This window comes from Galactobacter valiniphilus (assembly GCF_003575975.1).
Taxonomy (GTDB): domain Bacteria; phylum Actinomycetota; class Actinomycetes; order Actinomycetales; family Micrococcaceae; genus Galactobacter; species Galactobacter valiniphilus.
Map to the genome: position 1 here is coordinate 40234 of NZ_QQXK01000021.1, position 22487 is coordinate 62720.

Consider the following 22487-nt stretch of genomic DNA (forward strand, 5'->3'; position numbering starts at 1 on the left):
CGGGTGCCCGCCGGCCTGCCCGACGGCGCGTGGTGACCTGGGCGGGGCGCCTCACCTAGGCGCGGGGCAGGCCCGTGCCGTCATCGGCCGTGGCCACGGGCCAGCTGGCCGGGCCCTCGGTGCCTGCCGCGTACTCATCCAGCGGCACCTCGTCCCTGGCCCAGGCCTCGAGCACGGGATCGACGATGCGCCAGCACTCCTCGGCCGCGTCGCCACGCACGCTCAGGGTCAGGTCCCCCTCGAGGACGGAGGAGATGACCTCGCCGTAGGGGAGCACGCGGGAGGAGGAGAGCGCCGTGGAGAGGGCCACGCGATCCAGCTGGAAGGGGTTGCCCGGACCGTTGACGTCGATCTCCAGCTTGAGCGTCTCCGGACCCAGTCCGATGCGCAGGCGCGTGGGGGAGTCGATCCCGGAGAAGCCCTCGGGGAGGTAGGGGACGGGCTTGAAGGTCACGACGATCTCCTTGCGGACCTCGCCCACGGCCTTACCCGAGCGGATCGTCACGGGAACGCCGGCCCAGCGGGAGTTCTTCAGGCGCAGGCGGATCTGCGCCATGGTCTCGGTCTTGCGGGCCGGGTCAACGCCGGGCTCGGCCGCGTAGTCGGGGATGTCCCGTGCGCCGATCTCGCCCGCCGTGTAGCGCGCCCGCCACGTGGCCTCCTGGAAGGAACCGTCGATCTCCAGCGCGCGCAGCACCTCGCCCACCCTGTCGCGCAGGTCCCGTTCGGTCAGGGTGGAGGGCTGGTCCATCAGCAGGAAGGCGGCGATCTGCAGCAGATGCGACTGGATCATGTCCCGCAGTGCGCCGGCCGTGTCGTAGTACCCGGCGCGGCCCTCGAGGGCGAGGTCCTCGTTATAGACGATGTCCACGCACTCGACGTTGTCGGCGTTCAGGAGGGGCTCGATGAAGCGGTTGGCGAAGCGCAGGCCGGCGATGTTCAGAACCGTCGACTTCGCGAGGAAGTGATCCACGCGGAAGATCGAGGACTCCGGCACCAAGCGGGTCAGCGCGGCGTTCAGGTGCGCCGCGCTCGCCGCGTCGTGACCGAAGGGCTTCTCCAACACCAAGACCGTGCCCTCGGCGAGCTGCCCGGGGGCGAGGGCCTCGAGGCCCTTCTGCGTCACGGCCGGCGGGAGGGCAAAGAACAAGGCGGTGTGGCCCGGGTCGAGCGCGCTGAGCGAGGCGAGCGTGGCCGGATCGGTCGCGTCGCCCGTGATGAGGCGGGCCCCGTCGATGGTGGCGCGCAGGGCCGCGGCCCCGGCTTCGCGGGCGCCCTCGATCCTCGCCCCGAGCGTCTCGGCCAGCCGCGCCCTGAAGGCCTCCTCCGTGTGCTCCGGAGCGGCAAAGCCTACGAGGGCCAGCGGCTCCGTGTTCCCGTCGGCCAAGAGCGAGGCGATCCCGGGGAGCAGGAGGCGCTTGCTGAGATCGCCGGCCACGCCGAGGATCACGAGCGTGCGCACCTGCCGGCCGGGCACGGCCGCGGCGACGGGAGCTGCCTGGGCGCTCGAGGCGGCCGTGGAGGGGGACGGGACAGGGGCATCGATGGAAGTCACGGCCCCACTCTCGCGCTCGCCGCGCGCGCGGTGCAAGAGACAGGGCACGTGCGCTTGGGAACACTTCTTGCCGGGCCGGACACTGCCGCCGCCAGGCGCCCGCCCGGGGTGCGCCGCCGGGGCGGCACCGGCGCTGTATTCTGGATGGTCGGGACCGTGACCGGCCCCGCGAGCTTGTCAAAGCGCCGTCGTGCCCTGGAGTCCTCCGGGCCCCGGCCCCGCCCACCGAAGGAAGCACCCCCACCGTGTTCAACTCACTCTCGGATCGCCTCTCCGCCACGTTCAAGAATCTGCGCGGCAAGGGACGCCTCTCCGAGGCCGACGTCGACGGGACCGTGCGCGAGATTCGTCGCGCCCTGCTCGACGCCGACGTGGCGGTCCCGGTGGCGCGCGACTTCGCTGCCGCCGTCAAGGAGCGCGCGCTCGGCGCCGAGGTGTCCGAGGCCCTCAACCCGGCGCAGCAGGTCGTCAAGATCGTCAACGAGGAGCTCGTCTCCATCCTCGGCGGCCAGACCCGTCGCCTGCAGTTCGCCAAGGTCGGCCCCACCGTCATCATGCTGGCGGGCCTGCAGGGTGCCGGTAAGACCACCCTGGCCGGCAAGCTGGCCAAGTGGCTCGCCTCCGAGGGCCACACCCCGCTGCTCGTCGCCGCCGACCTCCAGCGCCCCAATGCCGTGACCCAGCTCAAGGTGGTTGGCGAGCGCGCTGGTGTGCCGGTCTACGCGCCGCACCCGGGCGTCCAGAGTGACTTCGAAGAGGTCACTGGCAACCCCGTTGTCGTGGCCCGCAACGGCGTCTCCGAGGCGCGGCAGAAGCAGCACGATGTCGTCATCGTCGATACCGCCGGCCGCCTGGGCGTCGACGAGGCGCTCATGCAGCAGGCCCGCGACATCCGCGACGCCATCCGCCCGCAGGAGATCCTGTTCGTCATCGACGCGATGATCGGCCAGGACGCCGTGAACACGGCCAACGCCTTCAACGAGGGCGTTGACTTCACGGGCGTGGTGCTTTCCAAGCTCGACGGCGACGCCCGCGGCGGCGCCGCGCTGTCCGTCGCCTCCGTGACGGGCAAGCCGATCATGTTCGCCTCCACGGGCGAGAACGTGAACGACTTCGAGGTCTTCCACCCGGACCGCATGGCCGGCCGCATCCTCGACATGGGCGACGTGCTCACCCTGATCGAGCAGGCCGAGAAGACCTGGGACAAGGCCGAGGCCGAGCGCATGGCGAAGAAGTTCGCCGACCAGGAGGACTTCACGCTCGAAGACTTCCTGGCCCAGATGCAGCAGATCAAGAAGATGGGCAGCCTCAAGAAGATGCTGACCATGATGCCTGGCGCGAACATCTCCAAGCAGCAGCTGGAGCAGTTCGACGACAAGCAGGCCGATCGCATCGAGGCGATCGTCCGCTCCATGACGCCGCACGAGCGCGTGGCCCCCAAGATCATCAACGGCTCGCGCCGCGCCCGCATCGCCCGCGGTTCCGGCGTCTCCGTGTCCGAGGTGAACCAGCTCCTGGAGCGCTTCACCGAGGCCCAGAAGATGATGAAGAAGCTCGCGGCCGGCGGCGGCATCCCGGGCATTCCGGGCGGTGCGGCGCGCGGCAAGAAGAACGCCAAGGGCGGCAACAACAAGAAGAAGCAGAAGTTCGGCAACCCGGCCAAGGCCGCGCAGGCAGCGCTCGAGGCCGATCAGAAGTCCAAGGCGGCCGCCGGGGCGGCGTTCGGCGCCGCCAAGAGCGCCGACCTGAAGCCCGAGGACCTGAACCTGCCCAAGGGCTTCGAGAAGTTCCTGCGCTGAGTCCGAGGGCGGCGAGCGTCCTCATCCCAGCACCCCCTTTTGCGTGGCCCGATCCCTGGTGATCGGGCCACGCCCGCACCCCCACCGTTGTACCTGGAGCGCCATGAGCCTGGACCTGAACACCCTGAACGGCCCCGAGGAGTTCTTCGAGCACCTCGAGTGGTGGCGCCTGCAGCTCTTCTTCCCGCAGCAGGGGCAGGCCGGCTGGCGCCAATCGGCCGAAGCGGTGGAGCAGGTGCTTGCCTCGCGCAGCGTCGTGGCAGCCGTGCAGTCCGGCTACGCCGTCCCGCTGGGGCTGCGGGTCACGGTGCTGGTCGCGGTGCACGAGGACCGCGTGGTGCTCTTCGACGCGGACGGCAACATCACCGCAGCGCTGGAGCCGGAGCACCTGGGGCAGGCGCTGGCCCTGCACGCCGGGGCCTGGGTCATGGAGCTGGATGAGGAGCCGGCGTTGCTGGCCGGCGACGCGGAGACGCTGCAGGCCGCCCTCAACGCGTTGGAGGAGGGCGGACCCGATCCCTTCGCCCCGGCCCAGCGGGCCTGCGTTCACTACGGCGAGCCGGAGATCGCCGTGTGGTCCGTTGCGCTCAAGGGCTCCAAGACCAACGGCACCCTGCACCGCGACACGGCCCTGCTGCACGGCGAGCCCGGCCCGGAGACGGCCGTCGTGGCGGGCGCGCTCACCGGTTCCCCCGCGCTCATCCTGCGCGATTTCGGGTCCTGGTGGGGGCTGTCGTACTACTCGCGTGCGGCCATGGCGGCCAAGGTCAAGGGCGGTGAGGAGCGCGAGCCCACGCTCGCGCTGGCCCTGGGGCTGGGGGCCACACTGCTCCCGCCGGCGCCGGCCCGCGAGCCCGGCGAAACCCCGGCGGCGAGCACCCCGGCCCAGCGGCTCGCCGCAGCTCTCGGGGCCGCCCACATGCTGGCGGATCCGGCCGACGCCGACGCGCTCGAGGGTGCCATGTCCGCCGTGCGTGCGGAGCAGGCCGTCGCCTCCCTGGCTCGGTGCGTGCCGGCGGCCGGGACGCTCGTGGTCGGCGGGCCCGTGGCCAGGGCGCCGTGGCTCGGCGAGGCGGCCGACGCCGTCGAGATGCTGGGGTTCGACCCCGCCTGGGTGCGGGTCCTCGCCGGCACCGAGCGCGAGCCGGAGGGCGGCACGGAGATCGTGCCCCGCGGCGTGCTGGGCGCGGCCGGAGCGGCGTTCAAGGCGGAGTTCTCGGCGCAGCCCACGGTGGCCGTGGGGGAGGCACGCCCACCGGGCGAGCTGCCGGAGGGTGCGCCCGCCCAGGTGCCCGCGGCAGAGTCGGCAACGACGGCCCCGCCGGCGCAGCGCGGCCCGGCCGGCGGCCTCGGCTGGACGCGCTCCTTTGCACCGACCGTCCGCTACACGATCGGCATCATCGAGCTCGGGCTCGCCGCCGTCTTCCTCTTCCTCGCACCCCTGCCCCTCAGCTGGCTCAACCCGGTGCTGGCGGCACTGTTCACGCTCGATGGCGCGTGGCAGGTCTGGGACACGATCCGGCTCGAGGAGCGGTCCAAGCGGGCGGGCGAGCCGCCTCAGCGCGACGGTTCCGACGCCGAATGAGGCCCGGCCGCGGCCCGGCGTGGCATGATCGGATCTGGAACAGGGGACCGATCGGCGCCCACCCCTGCTTGGTAGCAAACGTCAGCGGTGCCGGGACTGCGGAGCAAAGGTGAGCCTAGAGAACCAGGGCACGGACGCGGGGCAGGGCATGACGCCCGACGCCGGGCCCGGCACGGTCTGGCGGGTCACGCTGGCTTGGCCCGAGACCTCCACGACGGGTCGCCAGGAGCGCGTGGACGGGCTGCAGCAGCTGCTCTCCACCCGCGCCGTGGTGGGCCTCATGGGTCCCGGCCGCCCCACCCGCGGCGGCATGGTCGTTGACCTCGTGCTGCCCGTGGAGCAGACCCGCATCCTCACCGCCTCCCGCGACGGGCAGCTCAACGCCGGCGCGGTCGGCGACGACTTTGCCTGGGAGCTGCATCGCTTCACCGGTGCGGTGGTCGTCAACGGCGACCTCGCGACCGGCGACTTCGCGGTCCTGGCCTCCGATGGCTCCCTGGACGACGACGCCCTGGCGGGCCTGCTTGACGAGCCCGTGAGCGAAGCGCTCCTGATCGGCACCGTCCCGGCCGCCGAGGCCGAGGAGAGCGCCGATCGCCTCGAGGTGGCCGGCTGGATCAGCGACGGCGAGCGTCCCGTCGTGGCCGCCATCGCCCCGGAGGCCGATCCCACCGCCCTGCTCCTGCCCGGTTCGAGCGAGCTTTCCCTCGCGCTGCGCGAGCGCCCCGGCCGCGTCGACGTCTTGCTGTGGGGGGCTCCCGAGGCGAGCCCGGCGGCGCAGCCCACCCGCCGCCGCCGCGCGGCCCACCGCACTCCGCTCCTGAGCACCCACCTCGGTGCGCGTCGCCGCGCCGTGGTGCTCCCCGACTTCATGCGCCCGGCCGGCTCCGACGCCGCCGCGCTACTGGAGCGCCTCGAGGAAGACTTTGCCCCCGTGTCGTCGCAGGAGATGACGGCGCTCGGGCGTGTCCTGCCCGCGTCGGCCCTGCGTGACCTCGTGAGCGCCATCAACGATGCCCCGGCCCTCGGCCTCGACCCCGAGGGTGGTGTCCTCGCCCCGGTGGAGGACGGCCTCATGCCCGGGGAGGAACAGGACGTGGAGCAGCCCAGCCCGCACGCGCAGGCGGCCGCCGTGCTGCGCGCGCTGGGGCAGGACCCGGCCTGGCTCGGCCTTTTCGACGGCGTGGCGCCCGTGGGCCGCTCGGCCCGCCCGCTGGCCGGCCGCGAGCCGGCGCGCCCCCTCGTCCGCCGACTCGAGGAGCCGGCGCGCACGCTGCCGGCCGCCCCTGCCGCCCCGGCGGCGAGCACCACCCAGGCCGAGGCGCCCACCCGCGTGAGCCCCTCCGTCGAGCCGGCGGTCCCCGCCAAGGCCCCCTCGCCCCAGGTCTTCGACGCCGTGGCCGCCCCCGCGGTGGGGCTGCCGTTGCCCAGCCAGGCCGGCGACCGGGAGGCGGCCGCGCGCCTCGGCGTAGGAACCCAGGCCGGGGGCTTCGCCTCGCGCGTGCGGCGCGCCGCCGGTGCCACCGAGGAGGGGACCTTCGAGGAGGTCCTGACGGGGGTCGCGACGGGCGCGCTTCCCGCCGCCGTGCAGGCCGGCACCCCGCTGCCGACACCCGCCGCCGGCACGCCGACGAGCTCGGCCGGCGACGACTCCGCCGCCCTGCGCCGGGGCGGTTGGGCCGTGCCCGTGCTCGTCATCGGCGTGATCCTGCTCGTCCTCGGCATCGTGGCGTTCGTCTTCTCGGATCGCTTCACGGAGATCAAGGACCTCCTGCGGCTCGGCGCGGCGGTCTCGGCCGGCCTGGGCGTGGTGCTCGGCATCGTCTCGCTCTTCGGGGCGCGGCGCTAGGAGCCTCCCAGCCCTGCCGACGCCCCGTGTGCGTCGGCCGGGCCGAATCTCTGGCATAATGGAGCGGTACTCGGTTCGTGCGGCGGTTTGTCGCGCGTGCACCGGACAGTAGGAAGACCTCCCTGGCCCCGTCGATTCGGTGGGAATCGCCTCGGCGGTCTCTTCCGCCCCTAGCTACAGGAGTGACCACACAAGTGGCCGTTAAGATTCGCCTCAAGCGCTTCGGTAAGATGCGCGCCCCCCACTACCGCATCGTGATCATGGACTCGCGCACCAAGCGCGATGGCCGTGCGATCGAGGAGATCGGTCTGTACCACCCGACCGAGGAGCCCTCGTTCATCTCGGTCGATTCCGAGCGTGCGCAGTACTGGCTCTCCGTCGGCGCCCAGCCGACCGAGCAGGTCGCCGCGATCCTGAAGATCACCGGTGACTGGCAGAAGTTCAAGGGCATCGAAGGCCAGGAGGGCACCCTCAAGGTCAAGCAGCCCAAGCCGGCCTTCGTCGCCCCGGAGAAGGGCTCGGTCATCCTGCCCGAGGCCGTGACTGCCAAGAAGTCGGCTGAGAAGCCGGCCGAGGAGTCCGCCGAGGCCGAGGCCACCGAGGCCGAGTAAGGTGCTCGACGACGCGCTGGACCACCTGGTCAAGGGGATCGTCGATCACCCTGACGAGGTTGATGTTCGTCGCAAGTCCGGTCGCCGCGGCGAGGTGCTCGAGGTGCGTGTTCACCCCGAGGACCTGGGTCGCGTGATTGGGCGCCAGGGACGCACGGCCAAGGCCCTGCGGACCGTCGTCGAGGCACTGCCCGGCGGCACCTCGGTGCGGGTCGACGTGGTCGACACCGACCGTCGCCGCTGAGCCGCCTCAAGCTTTGCTTCGCATGCTGGCCCCGCACACCGCTTGATGCGGTGCGCGGGGCCAGCGTCGTTTCCTGCACCACTTGCACCACCCACCCCAGGAGTCATTCATCATGAAGCTGCAGGTTGCCCGCATCGGCAAGCCGCACGGTATCCGCGGCGAGGTCACCGTCCAGGTCTTCACCGACGACCCGGAGACCCGCTTCGCGCCAGGCGAGGTGCTGCAGACCGAGCCGGCCTCCGCCGGCCCGCTCACGGTGCGCAGCGCGCGCTGGAACAAGGCCATCCTCGTCATCGGCTTCGCCGAGGTGCCCGATCGCAACCGCGCCGAGGAGCTGCGTGGAACGCAGCTCTTTGCCGAGGCGCTGGAGACCGAGGAGGACGAGGAGGGCTGGTACGAGCACGACCTCGTGGGACTCAAGGCCCTCGTGGACGGCGTGCAGGTGGGCACGGTGTCGGAGCTCGTGACGGGTGCGGCCCAGGACCTCCTGGTGATCGAGCGTCCCGGCGGCGCCGATCTGCTGGTGCCCTTCGTCGAGGAGATCGTCCCGGAGATCGACCTGGACGGCGGCTTCGTGACGCTGACCCCGCCGCCGGGGCTGCTCGAGCTCGGCGACGCCGAGCCGGAGGCCTGAGCCCCATGCGCATCGACGTCTTCACGATCTTCCCCGAGTACTTCTCGGTGCTGGACATCTCCCTCGTGGGCAAGGCGCGCGAGCGCGGCCTGCTCGAGGTGCACACGCACGACCTGCGCGATCACGCGCACGATCGCCACCGCACGGTGGATGACACCCCCTACGGCGGCGGTGCCGGCATGGTGATGAAGGCCCAGCCCTGGTCGGAGGCGCTCTCCAGCGCCCTGCCCGAGGGTGGGCTCACCCCGTCCGGTCAGCGCCCGCTACTGCTCGTTCCCTCGCCGGCCGGCAAGGTCTTCGATCAGGCCACGGCGCAGGAATGGAGCGAGCGGGAGCACCTGCTCTTCGCGTGCGGCCGCTACGAGGGCATCGACGAGCGCGTCATCGAGTGGGCCGCCGACCGCGCCGAGGTCGTCCCCTTCTCGCTCGGCGACTACGTGCTCAACGGCGGCGAGGTCGCCTCGCTCGCCATCATCGAGGCCGTGGGGCGCCTCATCCCCGGCATGGTCGGCAATCCGGCCTCGCTCGTGGAGGAGTCCCACTCCGACGGGCTGCTCGAGTACCCCGTGTACACGAAGCCCGCCTCCTGGGAGGGCCTCGACGTCCCGCCCGTGCTGCTCTCCGGCGATCACGGCAAAGTGGACCGCGCCCGCCGCGACTGGCAGCTCGAGCGCACCAGCACGCGCCGCCCCGATCTGATCGAAAAGCTCGACGTCGCGGGGTTGGATAAGAAGGACAAGGCCACGCTGCAGGGCCTCGGCTGGGTCCTGAGCGGCCCCACGCCGCGCCGCGGCTGAGGCTCCGGGCCCGCCTCTGGCGGGCCCGTTCCCGTCTCCCCGCGCCTCGGTGAGGGCGCGCGGCCGCGCCCACCGTGCGCCCTCGTGCACCGGCACCCCAGCGTGAGAAGTGCCACGCTGCGCCGGAGGGGCGCACGGATGTGACACAATAGTGTGGTTGTGCCCACCGGGCGCGATCCCGCCGCAGGGGTCTCGCGCATCATCCGGTCGGGTCCGAGCCCACGCCCGTGGACTCGGGAAGAACCCGCGCACCGAGCCTCGCGAGAGGCCGGGAGCACGGGAGAACACGTGGATGACGGACCTGCGGCCGCACGCCACAGGAGTGAGAAATGCATATTCTCGATTCCCTCGACGCAGCCAGCCTGCGCAACGACGTCCCGGACTTCCGCCCGGGCGACACCGTCAAGGTGCACGTGAACATCATCGAAGGCAAGAACTCCCGCGTTCAGGTCTTCCAGGGCTTCGTTGTCCGTCGCCAGGGTGGCGGCGTGCGCGAGACCTTCACCGTGCGCAAGGTGTCCTTCGGCGTCGGCGTGGAGCGTACCTTCCCGGTGCACTCCCCGGTGCTGGACAAGATCGAGCTCGTCACCCGCGGTGACGTGCGTCGCGCCAAGCTGTACTACATGCGCGATCGCCACGGCAAGGCTGCCAAGATCAAGGAGAAGCGCGACTTCGTGGCTGCTGCCAAGAAGAAGAAGGCCTGATCTTTTCGATCTCTCGCGCCCCGTGCGCGGTTCACAGGCGCCGTCCCCTCGCGGGGCGGCGCCTGTGCGCGTCTCGGCCCGCTCGTCCACCCGCCGAGCGGTAGGGTTGCCAGAGCGGCGCGCCCCGTCCGCCCGCACCAGCAGCATCGACAGGAGTCACGTGAGCATCAACGACCCGTCCATCCCCGGCGCCCTTCCGCCGGAGGGGACAGCGCGGCGGCCCAAGCGTGGCGGATTGCTCAAGGAGCTTGTGCTCGTCGTGGTGGCCGCGCTCGTGCTCTCCGTGCTCGTGAAGACCTTCCTCTTCCGGGCGTTTGTGATCCCCTCGCAGTCCATGGAGGAGACGCTTCTCGTGGGCGATCGCGTCTTCGTGAATCTGCTGGTGCCCGGGCCCTTCGACCTCGAGCGCGGCGACGTGGTGGTCTTCAAGGACGACCAGCAGTGGCTCGAGCCCACCAACAACCCGCCGGCCGGGCCCATCGCCGATGCGTTGACGTTCCTGGGCCTGCGCGCCGACGACTCGACGCAGCACCTCGTGAAGCGCGTCATCGGCATGCCGGGCGACACCGTCGAGTGCGGCGAGGACGGTCAGCTCAAGGTCAACGGCGTGGTCCTGCACGAGGGCTACCTGAAGTCCGGGGTGAAGCCCTCCGAGGTGACCTTCAAGGCCGTGGTGCCCGAGGGCAAGATCTGGGTCATGGGCGACAACCGCAGCAATAGCGCCGACTCGCGCTCGCACTCGGCGAAGCAGAGCGGCTTCATCGACATCGCCTCCGTCGAGGGGCGCGCGGACATCATCGCGTGGCCCCTGCATCGCATCGGAGGCGTGCAGAACTCCGGTGACACGTTCAAGGACGTGCAGGATCGCCCGGCCCACGAGTACGACCCCACGGAGCAGGACGTCTCCCGCGAGCCCGTGGAGTCGATGGCCCCGTGAGTGTGGTGGAGCCGACGCTCCAGCTGGAGCGATCCATGGTGGCGTCGGGGCAGACGCTGGCCTGCGTCGACGAGGTGGGGCGCGGCGCGCTGGCCGGGCCCGTCAGCGTGGGCATGGTCATCATCGACCCGTGGGCGCCCGGTGTGCCAGGCGGGGTTCGCGATTCCAAGCTCCTGAGCCTCGCCGCGCGCGAACGCCTCGAGCCGCAGGTGCGCGCGTGGGTGCTCGCCGGTGCCGTGGGGCATGCGGCCCCCGGCGAGATTGACGAGCACGGCATCGTCGGTGCGTTGCGCCTGGCCGGGCGACGCGCGTGGGACGCGTGCCTGCGCGCGCTGGCCGACTCCCGGGCGGCGCGGCCGCGCGTGGCCCTGCTGGACGGGAACCTGGACTGGCTCTCGGCCCCGCCGCTTGATCTCTTCGCCGCCGCGCAACCGGGCGACGACGAGGGACTCGCGGAGGTGGACGTGCCCGTGAGGACCCAGGTCAAGGGCGATCGCGACTGCCTCGGGGTGGGCGCGGCGTCCATCCTGGCCAAGGTGGAGCGCGATCACCTCATGGAGGCGTTGGCGCAGGAACACCCGGCCTACGGCTGGGAGCAGAACAAGGGCTACGGCTCGGCCTCGCACCGGGCGGCGATTGCCCAGCAGGGGCCGAGCCCGGCCCACCGGCTCAGTTGGAAGTTGATCTAGTACGGTGCGAAGCACGCACGGCAAGGAAGGCGGTTGAGACACATGGGTGCCGACGACCTCGAAAACTATGAGACCGAGATGGAGCTGCAGCTCTATCGCGAGTACAAGGATGTGGTGAACCTCTTCTCCTACGTCGTGGAGACCGAGCGCCGCTTCTACCTTGCCAACCACGTCGATGTGCAGGCCCGCTCCTCCGACGGTGAGATCTACTTTGATCTGACGCTGCAGGACGCCTGGGTGTGGGATGTCTACCGCACCTCGCGCTTCGTGAAGAACGTCCGCGTCATCACGTTCAAGGATGTCAACGTGGAGGAGCTGGCGAAGTCGGATCTGCTGAAGGATTCGCCGCTGGGGGACTAGCTCCTTCCCTCACATGCCTGCCGAGGGCCCTGGGTATCCCCAGGGCCCTTTGTCGTGCCTGGCGGGCGGTGCCCGCGCGGCGGAGGCTGGAGGGCCGAGGAGGTGGTGGCCATGACGAAGGCCCAAGAGGTGGGCAGGGCCGGCGAGGAGTTCGCCGCCGGCTGGCTGCAGGACCGCGGGTTCACGGTGCTCGAACGCAATTGGCGCTGCGCCAAGGGCGAGCTGGACATCGTGGCCCTGGACACCGGGACGGGCGAGGTGGTGGCCGTGGAGGTCAAGACCCGCACCGGTTCCGGATTCGGCTTCCCGGCGGAGGCTGTGGACCGGGCCAAGCTGCGGCGCTTGCACCTCCTGGTGCGCGAGTTCGCGGCCTCCCCGGGTGTGCCGCGCGTGGGCCGGCGCGTCGACGTGCTGGCGCTGCTCTGGCCAGCACACCGGAGTGCACCGGAGGCGATCGATCACTACATCGGCGTGACCCCGTGAGCCTGGGGGTGAGCCACACCGTGGCGCTCAACGGACTGACGGGCACGCCCGTGCGGGTCGAGGCGGACCTGGGTGGAGGGCTGCCGGGCATGATCCTGCTGGGCCTCCCCGACGCCTCGCTGGGGGAGGCGAGGGACCGCGTGCGCTCGGCCGCGAGGAACACGGGCATTGCCCTCAGCGCACGCAGACTCACGGTGAACCTGGTGCCGGCGGGCCTGCCCAAGCGGGGCCCGGCGTTCGACCTGGCCATCCTCGTGGCCTGCCTCGCGGCCCAGGCCGAGCTGGCCTCGCCGCAGGACACGGTGTTCCTGGGCGAGCTGGGCCTGGACGGCGCCCTGCGCCCCGTGGCCGGGGTGCTTCCGTGCCTCTTGGCGGCGCGGGAGGCGGGCTTTGCGCGGGCCGTACTGCCGCGGGGCAATGCGGAGGAGGCGGCGCTGGTCCCGGGTCTTGAGACGTTGGCCTACGCGCGGGCGGCCGATGTGCTGGCGGCGCTGGGAGCCTCCGAGCGCCTCCTCGCGGCGGCTCCCGCAGTGTCCTCCGCAGAGGCCGAGGCAGGCGCCGGTGGCGCGGACGGGGCACCGAGGGGGCCGGACGACAACGCGGCGGGCCGGGTCCCCGACCTCGCCGAGGTGGTGGGGCAGCCCTACGGCCGCTACGTGCTGGAGGTGGCGGCTGCGGGCGGGCATCACCTCCTGCTCTCGGGGCCGCCTGGGGCCGGCAAGACGATGTTGGCCGAGCGCCTGCCCGGCATCCTGCCGCCCTTGAGCGAGGAGGACGCTCTCCTCAGCGCCTGCCTGCGATCGGTGGGCGGGTGGGGCGTGCGCGAGCTCGTGCGCACCCCGCCGTTCCTGGCGCCGCATCACACGTCCACCACGCCCTCGCTCGTGGGCGGCGGGAGCGGCGTGCCACGCCCCGGAGCCGCCTCCCTGGCGCACGGCGGCGTGCTCTTCCTTGACGAGGCGCCCGAGTTTGCGGCCCGCACGCTGGACGCCCTGCGCGAGCCGCTCGAGTCCGGTCGGCTGACCCTGCACCGCTCGGGCGGCAGCGCGAGCTACCCGGCGCAGTTCCAGCTCATCCTGGCCGCGAATCCGTGCCCGTGCGGCAAGCCCGGCCGGGACTGCGAGTGTTCGGCGCTGGTCAGGCGCAGGTACTGGGCGCGGCTGTCCGGGCCGTTGCTGGATCGGATCGACCTGCGGGCCGAGGTGCCGGCGGCGCAGACGGCGGCCATCGTCAGCGGGGCGTGGGGCGAGGACTCGGCCCTCGTGCGCGAGCGTGTGGCGGCGGCGCGGGCGCTCCAGGAGCGGCGCTGGGGCGGACGCGGCGGCAACACCAACGCCCGCGTGCCGGGGCGGGTGCTGCGCGAGCGGCCCTTCGCCCCGAGCGGCAGGGAGGCCGCCGCCCTGCGGGACGCGGCCGATCTCCACGGCCTGACGGGCCGAGGGGTCGAGCGGGTGCTGCGCATCGCGTGGACGCTCGCGGATCTGGCCGAGGCCGAGCGGCCCACCGCCGAGCACCTCGAACAGGCGGCCCTCCTGCGCGGGGAGGCGGCATGAGCGCCGACGAGGAGCGGGTGGCCCGCGCCGGACTGTCCCGCTGTTCCGAGCCGGAGGACCTCGCCGTCGAGTCCGCCGTGCAGGCGCTGGGCGCGGCGCGGGTCTGGGAGCTCGTGCGCGGGGCCACGCCCACGGCGGAGGAACGGCAGGGCACGGCAGCGCTTCTCCACGAACGCGGGGCGCGGGAGCCGGCCGCCCTTCGGGGGCTCGACACCCTGCGCGAGCGCCTGGCCGGGCGCGCGGCCGAGGCCGACCCGGCCCGGGACCTGGAGAACGTCGAGCGCCTGGGCGGCGGGCTGCTGCTCCCCGGTGACCCGGCCTGGCCCGCTGCGCTTGACGACCTCGGCCCCGGTGCGCCCTTGGCCCTTTGGTGGCGGGGACCGCGCCCGCCGGGCGACACCGCACACTGGCTCGGGATCGTGGGTACCCGCGATCCCACGGCGTACGGCCTGCACGTGACGGCCGTGGTGGCCGGCGGGGCCGCGGCGGCCGGGGCGGTGATCGTCTCCGGCGGCGCGCTGGGAATCGACGCCGCGGCACACCGGGCGGCGCTCCCATCCGGGATTCCCAGGGACCCGGAGGAACCGCTCGTCACGGTGTGCGTGCTGGCAGGGGGCGTGGATCGGCTCTATCCCGCCAGCAACGCCCGGCTCCTGCGGCACGTGGCTCAGGAACAGCTCATCCTGAGCGAGCATCCGCCCGGTTGCGCGCCCACGCGCTGGCGCTTCCTGAGCCGGAACCGGCTCATCGCGGCCCTCGGCGCCGGGCTCGTGGTGGTCGAGGGGAGGTGGCGTTCCGGCTCGCTCTCCACGGCGCACCGGGCGGCGGAGCTGGGCCGCTGGGTCGGGGCGGTGCCCGGGCCGGTCACGGCGAGCACGAGCGAGGGGCCGCACCGGCTCATCCGCGAGGGCGCCGCGGAGCTCGTCGTGCGGCCCGAGGACGCCCTCGAGGCCATCGGGCTCGTGCGCGGCCGCGTTCCGGCCCGGCAGGACGCCCTGCCCGGCCTTGCCGGGGCGGGGGAGGCCGCGGAGACCGGCTCGCCAGTGGACGGCCTCAGCGAACCGGAGGCGCGGGTCTATGAGGCACTGCCACGGCGCGGCGGCACCTCGCTCGAACGACTCGTGCTCGCGGCCGGCCTGGCCCCGGACGAGGCGCTCGGGGCGCTGCACGGTCTCTTGGCCCGCGGCCGCGCCGCGCGTGGGGAGGAGGGGTGGAGCAGGGCGGCGCACTAGGCTGAGGGAATGCGAGCCACGGGTGGAACGGGTGGGGGAGAAGCGGGGGCGTTGCGCGAGTTTGAGCGGCACCTGCGGCTCGAACGCGGGCGCTCCGAGAACACGCTGCGGGCGTACCTGCGGGATGTTGCCTCCCTCGCGCAGGCCGTCTGGCCGGAGGGGATGCCCCCGTTCCGGCCCACAGCCCTGGATCGCCTCGACCTCGAGGGCCTGCGCGGGTGGCTCGCCGCCGACGCCCAGGCCGGAGCCTCGCCGGCCACCCTGGCCCGCCATGCCGCCGCGGCCCGCACCTTCTGCGCGTGGGCCCGGCGGGAGGGGCTGCTGAGCGTGGACCCCTCCGCCCGCCTCCGCGCCCCCAAGCGTCAGCAACACCTGCCACCCGTCCTGCGCCAGCAGCAGGTGACGCGGCTCCTTGACGGTGCCCGCACGGGAGGTGTTCCAGCGGACGCACCCTCGCGAGCGCGCGCGGCCGACCCGGCCGGCGGGCTCCCGCCCGCCGGCCGGGAACCCGGAGCCGCCCGGCCAGCCGGCACCGCCCCCAGGAACGCGGTACCGAACGCGGCGGCACTGAAGGCAGCGCAGCTGAACCCCGCGGCGCCGGCGGGCACGCCGACACCTGGCGGTGCGTCGCCGGAGGAACCACGAGAGGCAGCCCTGCGCCTGCGGGACGCAGCGGCCTTGGAGCTGCTCTACGCGAGCGGCGTGCGCGTGGGCGAGCTCGTGGGTCTGGATGTGGACGACGTGGACCTGCACCGCCGCACCGTCCGTGTGCTGGGCAAGGGCAACAAGGAGCGCGTGGTGCCGTTCGGCCTGCCGGCGGCGAACGCCCTCCAGGACTGGATGAGCCAGGGGCGTCCCGTCTTGTGGGCACCGGCCGCCGGCCCGGCCCTCTTCACGGGCGTGCGCGGTGCCCGCTGGGGGAGCAGGCAGGCCCGCGAGACGGTCGACCGGGCCCTGGCGGCCCTGGGAGACACCTCGGCGCGTGGACCGCACACCCTGCGCCACACGGCCGCGACGCACCTGCTGGACGGCGGCGCCGATCTGCGCAGCGTCCAGGAATTGCTGGGCCACAGCTCGCTCGCCACCACCCAGCTCTACACACATGTGTCCGTCGAACGCCTGCGCGATGGCTACCGGAGGGCCCATCCCCGCGCCTGAAATCGATTCCTTCCGCCACATGTTTCACCAAACGTTTGTCACCATCGGCAAAGCACGGCACAATGGCCACAGTAACGACGTGGTCAACCATGGTCGGACGTAGGGGAAGACGTACCGACAAGACTTGGAGGACGGCATGTCGATACCGATGACGCGCGGAGCCCTGTACATTCACTCGGCCCCGTCCGCACTGTGCCCTCATATCGAGTGGGCCATCGGATCAGCCGTGGACCGCCACAGCGAACTGACCTGGAGCGCGCAGCCCGCCGCCCCGGGCATGATGCGTGCCGACATGGCGTGGGCCGGCGAGCAGGGCACGGGTGCCCTCCTGACCTCCACGCTGCGCGGCTGGGCGCACCTGCGCTACGAGGTCACCGAGGAGGCCTCCCGCGGCGTCGACGCCTCGCGCTGGTCCCACACGCCCGAACTCGGCATCTTCCACGCCACCACCGACGTGGGCGGCAACATCATGGTCTCCGAGGACCGCATCCGCTACGCCTACGAGCGCGGCCAGGGCAACCCCGCCGTGCTCTACCACGAGCTCTCCATCGCGCTCGGCGAGGCCTGGGACGAGGAGCTGGAGCCCTTCCGCGCGGCGGCCGACGGCGCGCCGGTGCGGTGGCTGCACCACGTGGGCTGACGGCCCGCGCACCCGGCCCGGCCACGCGCCGTCGGGCACTGAAGACGAAAGGCCCCGGCCGCCTCCCCTGAGGGGAAGCGGCCGGGGCCTTGCTCGTGGGCGGCGCGAGCGTCGCCCACCGCGGATCAGACGCTGCGGAACGCGGCGACGGCGTTGTGCCCGCCGAAGCCGAAGGAGTTCGACACGGCAACGCCCGGGCTGATGGCACGCGTGGACGTCACGACGTCCAGTTCCACGGCCGGGTCCTGGCGCTCGAGGTTGATCGTGAGCGGCGCGGTGCGCTCGTGCAGCGCGAGCACCGTGAAGACCGCCTCGATGGCGCCGGCGCCGCCGAGCAGGTGGCCCGTCTGCGACTTGGTCGCGGAGACCGGGACGTTGTCCATGTGCGAGCCGAAGGCGGCGCGCAGGGCCACGCCCTCGGGGATGTCGCCCACGGGCGTGGAGGTGGCGTGCGCGTTGACGTGGACCACGTCGGAGGCCTCGAAGCCGCCGTCGATCATGGTCTCGCGCAGGGCGCGGGTGGCGCCCAGGCCCTCGGCGTCGGGGGCCGTGATGTGGAAGGCGTCGGCGGAGAGGCCGGTGCCGGTCAGCTCGGCGTAGATCTTGGCGCCGCGCGCCTTGGCGTGCTCCTCGGACTCGAGGATCAACGCGCCCGCACCCTCGCCCATGACAAAACCGTCGCGGTCCAGGTCGTACGGGCGGGAGGCGTGCGCCGGGTCGTCGTTGCGGCGGGAGAGCGCCTGCATCGAGGCGAAGGAGGCCATGGTGATCGGGTGGATCGCGGCCTCGCAGCCGCCGGCGATGACCACGTCGGCCTTGCCGGAGCGAATCATCTCCTGGGCGATGGCCAGGGCCTCGGTGCCGGAGGCGCAGGCCGAGACGGGCGTGCGGGCCGCGGCGCGGGCGCCAAACTCGAGCGAGAGCGCGCCGGAGGGGGCGTTCGGCATGAGCATGGGCACGGTCATGGGCAGGACGCGGCGCGGGCCGCTCTCGCGCAGCACATCCCAGGCGTCAAGCAGCGTGTTGAGGCCGCCGATGCCGGTGGCGAAGGAGACGCCGAGGCGGTCGTGATCGATCTCCGCCTCGTCGAGGCCGGCGTCCTTGAACGCCTCGCGGCTCGCCACGAGGGCGAACTGCACCGAGGGATCGTTGCGCTTGATCTCGGCCTTGGAGAGCACATCGGCGGCGGGCACGAGGGCGCGGGCCGCGAAGGTCACGGGCAGGGAGTACTTCTCAACCCAATCCTCGGTGAGCGTGCGAGCGCCGGAAGTGCCGGCCAGGGCCGCGGCCCAGCTGCTCGCGACGTCTCCGCCGATCGGGGTGGTCGCGCCCAGTCCGGTGACAACGACGGTCTTGGCCATGCTCAGCATCCTTTGCGTCAGCGTGCTTTGGTGCGGCCCGTGGATGGTGGGCCGATGCGGGAGGGGCTCCCGCGGCCGGGCGGGCGTCAGTACGACGCCGCCCGGCCGGGTTCGGGTGAAGGGCTCACCCGAGCGGGGAAGCTCAGGCCTGGGCCTGGGCGATGTAGGAGACGGCGTCGCCGACGGTCTTCAGGTTCTTGACCTGGTCATCGGGGATGGTGACGGAGAACTTGGTCTCGGCCTCAACGACGATGGTCATCATCGAGATCGAGTCGATGTCCAGGTCCTCGGTGAAGGACTTGTCCAGCTGGACGTCCTCCACGGGCAGGTCCGTCTCCTCGTTCACGATCTCGGCGAGGCCGGCAAGGATCTCTTCGTTCGTGGCAGCCATGTGGCTTTCTCCTTCGTGTGGTGCCGATATCGGCGTAGTCGACGCGCCCGGGTGCGGGTGCATCTCGAACTGTGGGTGTTCGGCTCAAGCTTAGGGCGCGTGGGCCGAGAAGCCGCTCAAGGGAGGGCTTTGAACTGAGCGGATCAGGCGTGCTCGGCCACGAAGGCGCGGGCCTCGTCCAGCTGATCCGGGGTCTTCAGGGCGAAGGTCTTGATGCCCTTCATGCCGCGCTTGGCCAGGCCCGTCAGGGTGCCGGCCGGGGCGACCTCGAGGAGGCCGGTGACGCCGAGGGCGAGCATGCGCTCCTCGCACAGATCCCAGCGCACGGGGCGCGTAACCTGGGCGACGAGGGAGGCGAGGTTCTCGGCGCCGGAGACGATCTGCTCGCCGTCGAAGTTGCTCAGGAGCGTGCGGCTCGGCTCGCCCGGGGTGAGCGTGCCGGCGAGCTCCTCGAGGGCCGGGACGGCCGGGGCCATGTAGTCCGTGTGGAAGGCGCCGGCGACCTTGAGCGGGATGACGCGGGTCTTGGCGGGCGGGTTCTCGCCGAAGGCCGCGAGGGCCTCGAGGGAGCCGGCCGCGACGATCTGGCCGCCGCCGTTCTCGTTGGCGGGGGTCAGGCCGGCCTCGACGATGGCGACGCGCACATCGGCGGGCTCGCCGCCGAGGACGGCGGCCATGCCGGTGGGCGTCTGCGCGGCGGCGTCGGCCATGCCGTTGGCACGGACCTTGACGAAGTTGACCGCCTCGGCCTCGGGCAGCGCGCCGACGAGGGCGGTGGCCGTGATCTCGCCGACGGAGTGGCCAGCGACCACAACGCTCTCGGGGAGGGACCCGCCGAAGAGCGCGCGGGCCGTCACGAGGCCGGCGGCCACGATGAGCGGCTGGGCCACGGCGGTGTCCTTGATGGTCTCCTCGTCGGCCTCGGTGCCGAGATGCACGAGGTCGCGGCCCACGGCCTCGGAGAGCTCGCGCAGGTGCGCGGCGACGGAGGCGTCCTCGAGCCAAGGGGCGAGGAAGCCGGGGGTCTGGGAGCCCTGACCGGGGCAGACAATGGCAAGCACGGTCTCTACCTTTTCATTCGACGGTGGGTCACGGCGCGAGGCGACGTGCCCAAGCTGTGCGGTGGCAGTTGTATGAATCCTACAACTTCAGGACTCGGCGGACGCGCCCGGGTGGAGCCGGCCGCAGATGAGCGCGCTCTGCAGGACGAGCGCGTCGCGCGGGCTGAAGGGGTCCCATCCCGTGGCGTCAGTGATGCGGCGCAGGCGGTAGCGCACGGTGTTGGCGTGAACGTACAAGGCCCGGGCTGTGGCCTCGAGCGAGTGCCCCTCGGCGAGGTAGCGCGTCAGCGTCTCGGCGAGGGCGGGACCCGCCGCCACGAGGGGCCGGTACACGCGCTGCACGAGGGCGTCCACGGCATCCTTGTCCCCGGCCAGGGCGCGCTCTGGCCACAGATCGTCGGCCAGGACGGGGCGGGGCGCGTCCGGCCAGGCCGGGGCGGCGGCGAGGGCCATGAGCGCGGCGCGGGCCGAGGCCGGCAGCTCGCGCAGGGTGGGGACCACGGGTCCCACAACCACGGGACCATCGCCGAAGTGCTTGGCGAGGCGTTCGAGCGGACCGTGCTGGTCCAGCCCGCCGAGGAGCAGGATGATGCGATCGCCCTGGATGCCCACGACCGAATCGCGGGCGCTGCGCACGGAGGCGCGGCGCAGCTCGCGGACGGAGTTGCCGGTCACCGTGGCGGGGGCAAAGCCGACCACGACGCAGAGGTCGCTCTGGCTGCGCCAACCGATCGAGGCGAGGCGGGAGCGCAGGGAGTCCGGATCCTCGCCGCGCAGCACGGCGTCGACCACCAGGGCCTCGAGCCGGGAGTCCCAGGCTCCGCGCTTTTCCGCAGCGCGGGCGTAGACATCCGCGGCGGCGAAGGCGACCTCGCGGGAGTAGAGCAACACGGCCTCGCGCAGGGGCACCTGCTCCTTGGGGTCGGCCAGTTCGGGGACGCGTTCCTCGACCACGCCCACCACCACGCGGATGAGCTGCAGCGCCTTCTGCAGCGAGATGGTGCGGGAGAGTTCGCTCGGGGCGTCGGCGAACACGTCGTCGAGCACCCAGGTGGGGGCGCTCGGGTCTTCGAACCAGGCAACGAAGGAGGAGATGCCGCGCTGCGCGATGAGTCCAAGCGCCGAGCGCTGCTCGGGCAGGAGCGAGCGGTACCACGGCAGGGACGCGTCGAGTTCCTTGAGCGCGAGGGTGGAGAGCGAACCGAGGGCGGCGCGTAGGCGCTCGAGCGTGTGGGGGCTGGAGCGCAGGGTTTCGGCGATGCGGGCGCGAGGCGCGCTCATCGCGGGATCGGTGTGGGGCACGCCTCGAGGCTAGGCCCGCCACGCGCGGCTTGTCACCTTGAGGAGCGCGCGTGGCTTGTGGGGTTCCAACAAAGCGGCGCCGCCGCCGTCCCCCCGTTCGGGGGACGGCGGCGGCGCCGTGGTACGCGCGTGGGCGCTGGCTGGGCCGGTGGCTCAGGCCTCGCCGCCCGCGTTGCCGGTGGTCCCGGCGTTGACGTTGAGCAGGTCGTACTTCGCGGCCGCCTCGCGCGGGACCGAGGCGTCAACCTCGCCGCGCTTGGCCAGCATCTGCAGGGCGCGCACCACGATCGACGCGGAGTCGATGTGGAAGTAGCGACGCGCAGCGGCGCGGGTGTCGGCGAAGCCGAACTCGTCGGCGCCCAGCGTGGCGAACTCGTTGGGCACGAACTGACGGATCTGATCCGGCACGGCCTTCATGTAGTCCGTCGCGGCGATGACCGGACCGGTGGCGCCGGCCAGCTTCTGCGTGACGTACGGGACGCGGGCCTCGCGCTCCGGGTGCAGGAAGGCGTCCTGCTCCGCGGCCAGGCCGTCGCGGCGCAGCTCGGACCAGGAGGTCACGGACCACACATCGGCTGCCACGCCCCACTCCTCGGCGAGCATCTTCTGCGCCTCGAGGTGCCACGGCACGGAGACACCGGAGCCCAGGAGCTGCACGCGCGGTCCGGCGTCCAGATCGGAGGGCTTGATCTGGTGGATGCCGCGCAGGATGCCCTCGACGTCCACGTCCTCCGGCTCGGCCGGCTGGACGTAGGGCTCGTTGTAGACCGTCAGGTAGTACATGACGTTCGGATCGGCGTGCTTGCCGCCGTACATGCGCTCGAGGCCGTCACGGACGATGTGCCCGATTTCGTAGCCGTACGCCGGGTCGTACGTGACGACGGCCGGGTTCGTCGCTGCCAGCAGCGGGCTGTGGCCGTCGGCGTGCTGGGTGCCCTCACCGGTCAGGGTGGTGCGGCCGGCCGTGGCGCCGATGATGAAGCCGCGGGCCATCTGGTCGCCGGCGGCCCAGAAGGCGTCCGCGGTGCGCTGGAACCCGAACATCGAGTAGAAGATGTAGACCGGGATGAGCGGCTCGCCGTGCGTCGAGTACGAGGTACCCACGGCGGTGAAGGCGGCGGTGGAGCCGCCCTCGTTGATGCCGGTGTGCAGGATCTGGCCCTGGGCGCTCTCCTTGTACGCGAGCACGAGCTCGCGGTCCACGGAGGTGTAGTTCTGCCCGTTCGGGTTGTAGATCTTGGCCGTGGGGAAGAGCGAGTCCATGCCGAAGGTGCGGGCCTCGTCGGGGATGATCGGGACGATGCGCTTGCCGAACTGCTTGTCGCGCATGAGGTCCTTGAGCAGGCGGACGAACGCCATGGTGGTGGCGGCCTCCTGCTTGCCGGAACCGCGCTTGGCGGCCGTGTAAGCCTTCTCGTCGGGCAGCTTGACCGGCGTGTGGGCCGTGCGGCGCTCCGGGGTGAAGCCACCCAGGGCGTGGCGGCGCGTCATGAGGTACTGGATCTCCGGGGCGTCCATGCCGGGGTGGTAGTACGGCGGACG

Annotated in this window: 22 protein-coding genes; 16 read left to right on the plus strand and 6 right to left on the minus strand. The window is 72.3% G+C overall.

The annotated features are described in order from the left end of the window. Positions 1-55: 55 nt before the first annotated feature. Positions 56-1555 carry a glucose-6-phosphate dehydrogenase gene (locus tag DWB68_RS10865; RefSeq protein ID WP_233548749.1) on the minus strand — a complete coding sequence of 500 codons (1500 nt, stop codon included), beginning with the start codon at positions 1553-1555 and terminating at the stop codon, positions 56-58. 245 nt (positions 1556-1800) lie between these two features. On the opposite strand from DWB68_RS10865, the gene ffh reads away from it, so the two are divergent. From ffh to DWB68_RS10950, 16 genes are all read left to right on the plus strand, one after another. Beyond that, complete coding sequence (ffh, locus tag DWB68_RS10870; protein ID WP_119425158.1) at positions 1801-3354, plus strand: signal recognition particle protein; 1554 nt, start codon at positions 1801-1803, stop codon at positions 3352-3354. A gap of 103 nt (positions 3355-3457) precedes the next feature. After that, on the plus strand, positions 3458-4939 hold the full coding sequence (locus tag DWB68_RS10875) for a hypothetical protein (RefSeq protein WP_119425159.1): 1482 nt from the start codon (positions 3458-3460) through the stop codon (positions 4937-4939). 109 nt (positions 4940-5048) lie between these two features. Next, positions 5049-6788 (plus strand): hypothetical protein, encoded by a 1740-nt coding sequence (locus DWB68_RS17010; protein WP_147391655.1) that lies wholly within the window; start codon positions 5049-5051, stop codon positions 6786-6788. A 194-nt stretch (positions 6789-6982) separates the two neighbouring features. Further along, positions 6983-7399, plus strand: coding sequence for a 30S ribosomal protein S16 (rpsP, locus tag DWB68_RS10885; RefSeq protein ID WP_119425161.1), 417 nt, complete (start codon positions 6983-6985; stop codon positions 7397-7399). 1 nt (position 7400) lies between these two features. Next, entirely contained in the window at positions 7401-7643 is a 243-nt protein-coding gene (locus DWB68_RS10890) for an RNA-binding protein (protein ID WP_119425162.1), read from the plus strand. Between the two features lie 112 nt (positions 7644-7755). Beyond that, entirely contained in the window at positions 7756-8277 is a 522-nt protein-coding gene (gene rimM, locus DWB68_RS10900; RefSeq protein ID WP_119425163.1) for a ribosome maturation factor RimM, read from the plus strand. A 5-nt stretch (positions 8278-8282) separates the two neighbouring features. Then, entirely contained in the window at positions 8283-9074 is a 792-nt protein-coding gene (gene trmD / locus DWB68_RS10905) for a tRNA (guanosine(37)-N1)-methyltransferase TrmD (RefSeq protein ID WP_119425164.1), read from the plus strand. 329 nt (positions 9075-9403) lie between these two features. After that, positions 9404-9778, plus strand: coding sequence for a 50S ribosomal protein L19 (gene rplS / locus DWB68_RS10910; protein ID WP_119425165.1), 375 nt, complete (start codon positions 9404-9406; stop codon positions 9776-9778). A gap of 160 nt (positions 9779-9938) precedes the next feature. After that, complete coding sequence (lepB, locus tag DWB68_RS10915) at positions 9939-10715, plus strand: signal peptidase I (protein ID WP_233548752.1); 777 nt, start codon at positions 9939-9941, stop codon at positions 10713-10715. Next, positions 10712-11404, plus strand: a complete 693-nt coding sequence (locus DWB68_RS10920; protein ID WP_233548753.1) for a ribonuclease HII — start codon at positions 10712-10714, stop codon at positions 11402-11404. Before lepB ends, DWB68_RS10920 begins: the two co-directional genes overlap by 4 nt. 42 nt (positions 11405-11446) lie before the next feature. After that, positions 11447-11764 (plus strand): DUF2469 domain-containing protein, encoded by a 318-nt coding sequence (locus tag DWB68_RS10925; protein ID WP_119425166.1) that lies wholly within the window; start codon positions 11447-11449, stop codon positions 11762-11764. Positions 11765-11875: 111 nt separating this feature from the next. Further along, positions 11876-12247 carry a YraN family protein gene (locus DWB68_RS10930; RefSeq protein WP_119425167.1) on the plus strand — a complete coding sequence of 124 codons (372 nt, stop codon included), beginning with the start codon at positions 11876-11878 and terminating at the stop codon, positions 12245-12247. Continuing rightward, on the plus strand, positions 12244-13800 hold the full coding sequence (locus DWB68_RS10935; RefSeq protein ID WP_119425168.1) for a YifB family Mg chelatase-like AAA ATPase: 1557 nt from the start codon (positions 12244-12246) through the stop codon (positions 13798-13800). Before DWB68_RS10930 ends, DWB68_RS10935 begins: the two co-directional genes overlap by 4 nt. Next, complete coding sequence (dprA, locus tag DWB68_RS10940) at positions 13797-15032, plus strand: DNA-processing protein DprA (protein ID WP_119425169.1); 1236 nt, start codon at positions 13797-13799, stop codon at positions 15030-15032. Before DWB68_RS10935 ends, dprA begins: the two co-directional genes overlap by 4 nt. 9 nt (positions 15033-15041) lie before the next feature. Beyond that, a complete protein-coding gene (locus tag DWB68_RS17160) occupies positions 15042-16190 on the plus strand; it encodes a tyrosine-type recombinase/integrase (RefSeq protein ID WP_119425170.1) in 1149 nt (382 codons plus the stop codon). A 136-nt stretch (positions 16191-16326) separates the two neighbouring features. Next, entirely contained in the window at positions 16327-16830 is a 504-nt protein-coding gene (locus DWB68_RS10950; protein ID WP_119425171.1) for a DUF3145 domain-containing protein, read from the plus strand. A 125-nt stretch (positions 16831-16955) separates the two neighbouring features. Here DWB68_RS10950 and fabF read toward each other — a convergent pair whose 3' ends face one another. The 5 genes from fabF to DWB68_RS10975 all read right to left on the minus strand — a co-directional run. Further along, positions 16956-18191 (minus strand): beta-ketoacyl-ACP synthase II, encoded by a 1236-nt coding sequence (gene fabF / locus DWB68_RS10955; RefSeq protein WP_119425172.1) that lies wholly within the window; start codon positions 18189-18191, stop codon positions 16956-16958. Positions 18192-18333: 142 nt separating this feature from the next. Then, complete coding sequence (locus DWB68_RS10960) at positions 18334-18582, minus strand: acyl carrier protein (protein ID WP_119425173.1); 249 nt, start codon at positions 18580-18582, stop codon at positions 18334-18336. Between the two features lie 143 nt (positions 18583-18725). Beyond that, entirely contained in the window at positions 18726-19643 is a 918-nt protein-coding gene (locus DWB68_RS10965; protein ID WP_119425174.1) for an ACP S-malonyltransferase, read from the minus strand. 87 nt (positions 19644-19730) lie between these two features. Then, positions 19731-20924, minus strand: a complete 1194-nt coding sequence (locus tag DWB68_RS10970) for a PucR family transcriptional regulator (protein WP_119425181.1) — start codon at positions 20922-20924, stop codon at positions 19731-19733. Between the two features lie 174 nt (positions 20925-21098). Then, positions 21099-22487 (minus strand): transketolase-like TK C-terminal-containing protein (locus DWB68_RS10975; RefSeq protein ID WP_407645696.1); only part of this gene is annotated, 1389 nt, incomplete at its 5' end.

Coding starts and splice junctions, on each gene's coding strand:
- rplS (WP_119425165.1), top strand. CDS start 9,404: ATGCATATTCTCGATTCCCTCGACGCAGCCAGCCTGCGCAACGACGTC.
- DWB68_RS10950 (WP_119425171.1), top strand. CDS start 16,327: ATGTCGATACCGATGACGCGCGGAGCCCTGTACATTCACTCGGCCCCG.
- DWB68_RS17160 (WP_119425170.1), top strand. CDS start 15,042: ATGCGAGCCACGGGTGGAACGGGTGGGGGAGAAGCGGGGGCGTTGCGC.
- trmD (WP_119425164.1), top strand. CDS start 8,283: ATGCGCATCGACGTCTTCACGATCTTCCCCGAGTACTTCTCGGTGCTG.
- DWB68_RS10875 (WP_119425159.1), top strand. CDS start 3,458: ATGAGCCTGGACCTGAACACCCTGAACGGCCCCGAGGAGTTCTTCGAG.
- DWB68_RS10960 (WP_119425173.1), bottom strand. CDS start 18,582: ATGGCTGCCACGAACGAAGAGATCCTTGCCGGCCTCGCCGAGATCGTG.
- DWB68_RS10970 (WP_119425181.1), bottom strand. CDS start 20,924: ATGAGCGCGCCTCGCGCCCGCATCGCCGAAACCCTGCGCTCCAGCCCC.
- rimM (WP_119425163.1), top strand. CDS start 7,756: ATGAAGCTGCAGGTTGCCCGCATCGGCAAGCCGCACGGTATCCGCGGC.
- fabF (WP_119425172.1), bottom strand. CDS start 18,191: ATGGCCAAGACCGTCGTTGTCACCGGACTGGGCGCGACCACCCCGATC.
- DWB68_RS10930 (WP_119425167.1), top strand. CDS start 11,876: ATGACGAAGGCCCAAGAGGTGGGCAGGGCCGGCGAGGAGTTCGCCGCC.
- dprA (WP_119425169.1), top strand. CDS start 13,797: ATGAGCGCCGACGAGGAGCGGGTGGCCCGCGCCGGACTGTCCCGCTGT.
- DWB68_RS10925 (WP_119425166.1), top strand. CDS start 11,447: ATGGGTGCCGACGACCTCGAAAACTATGAGACCGAGATGGAGCTGCAG.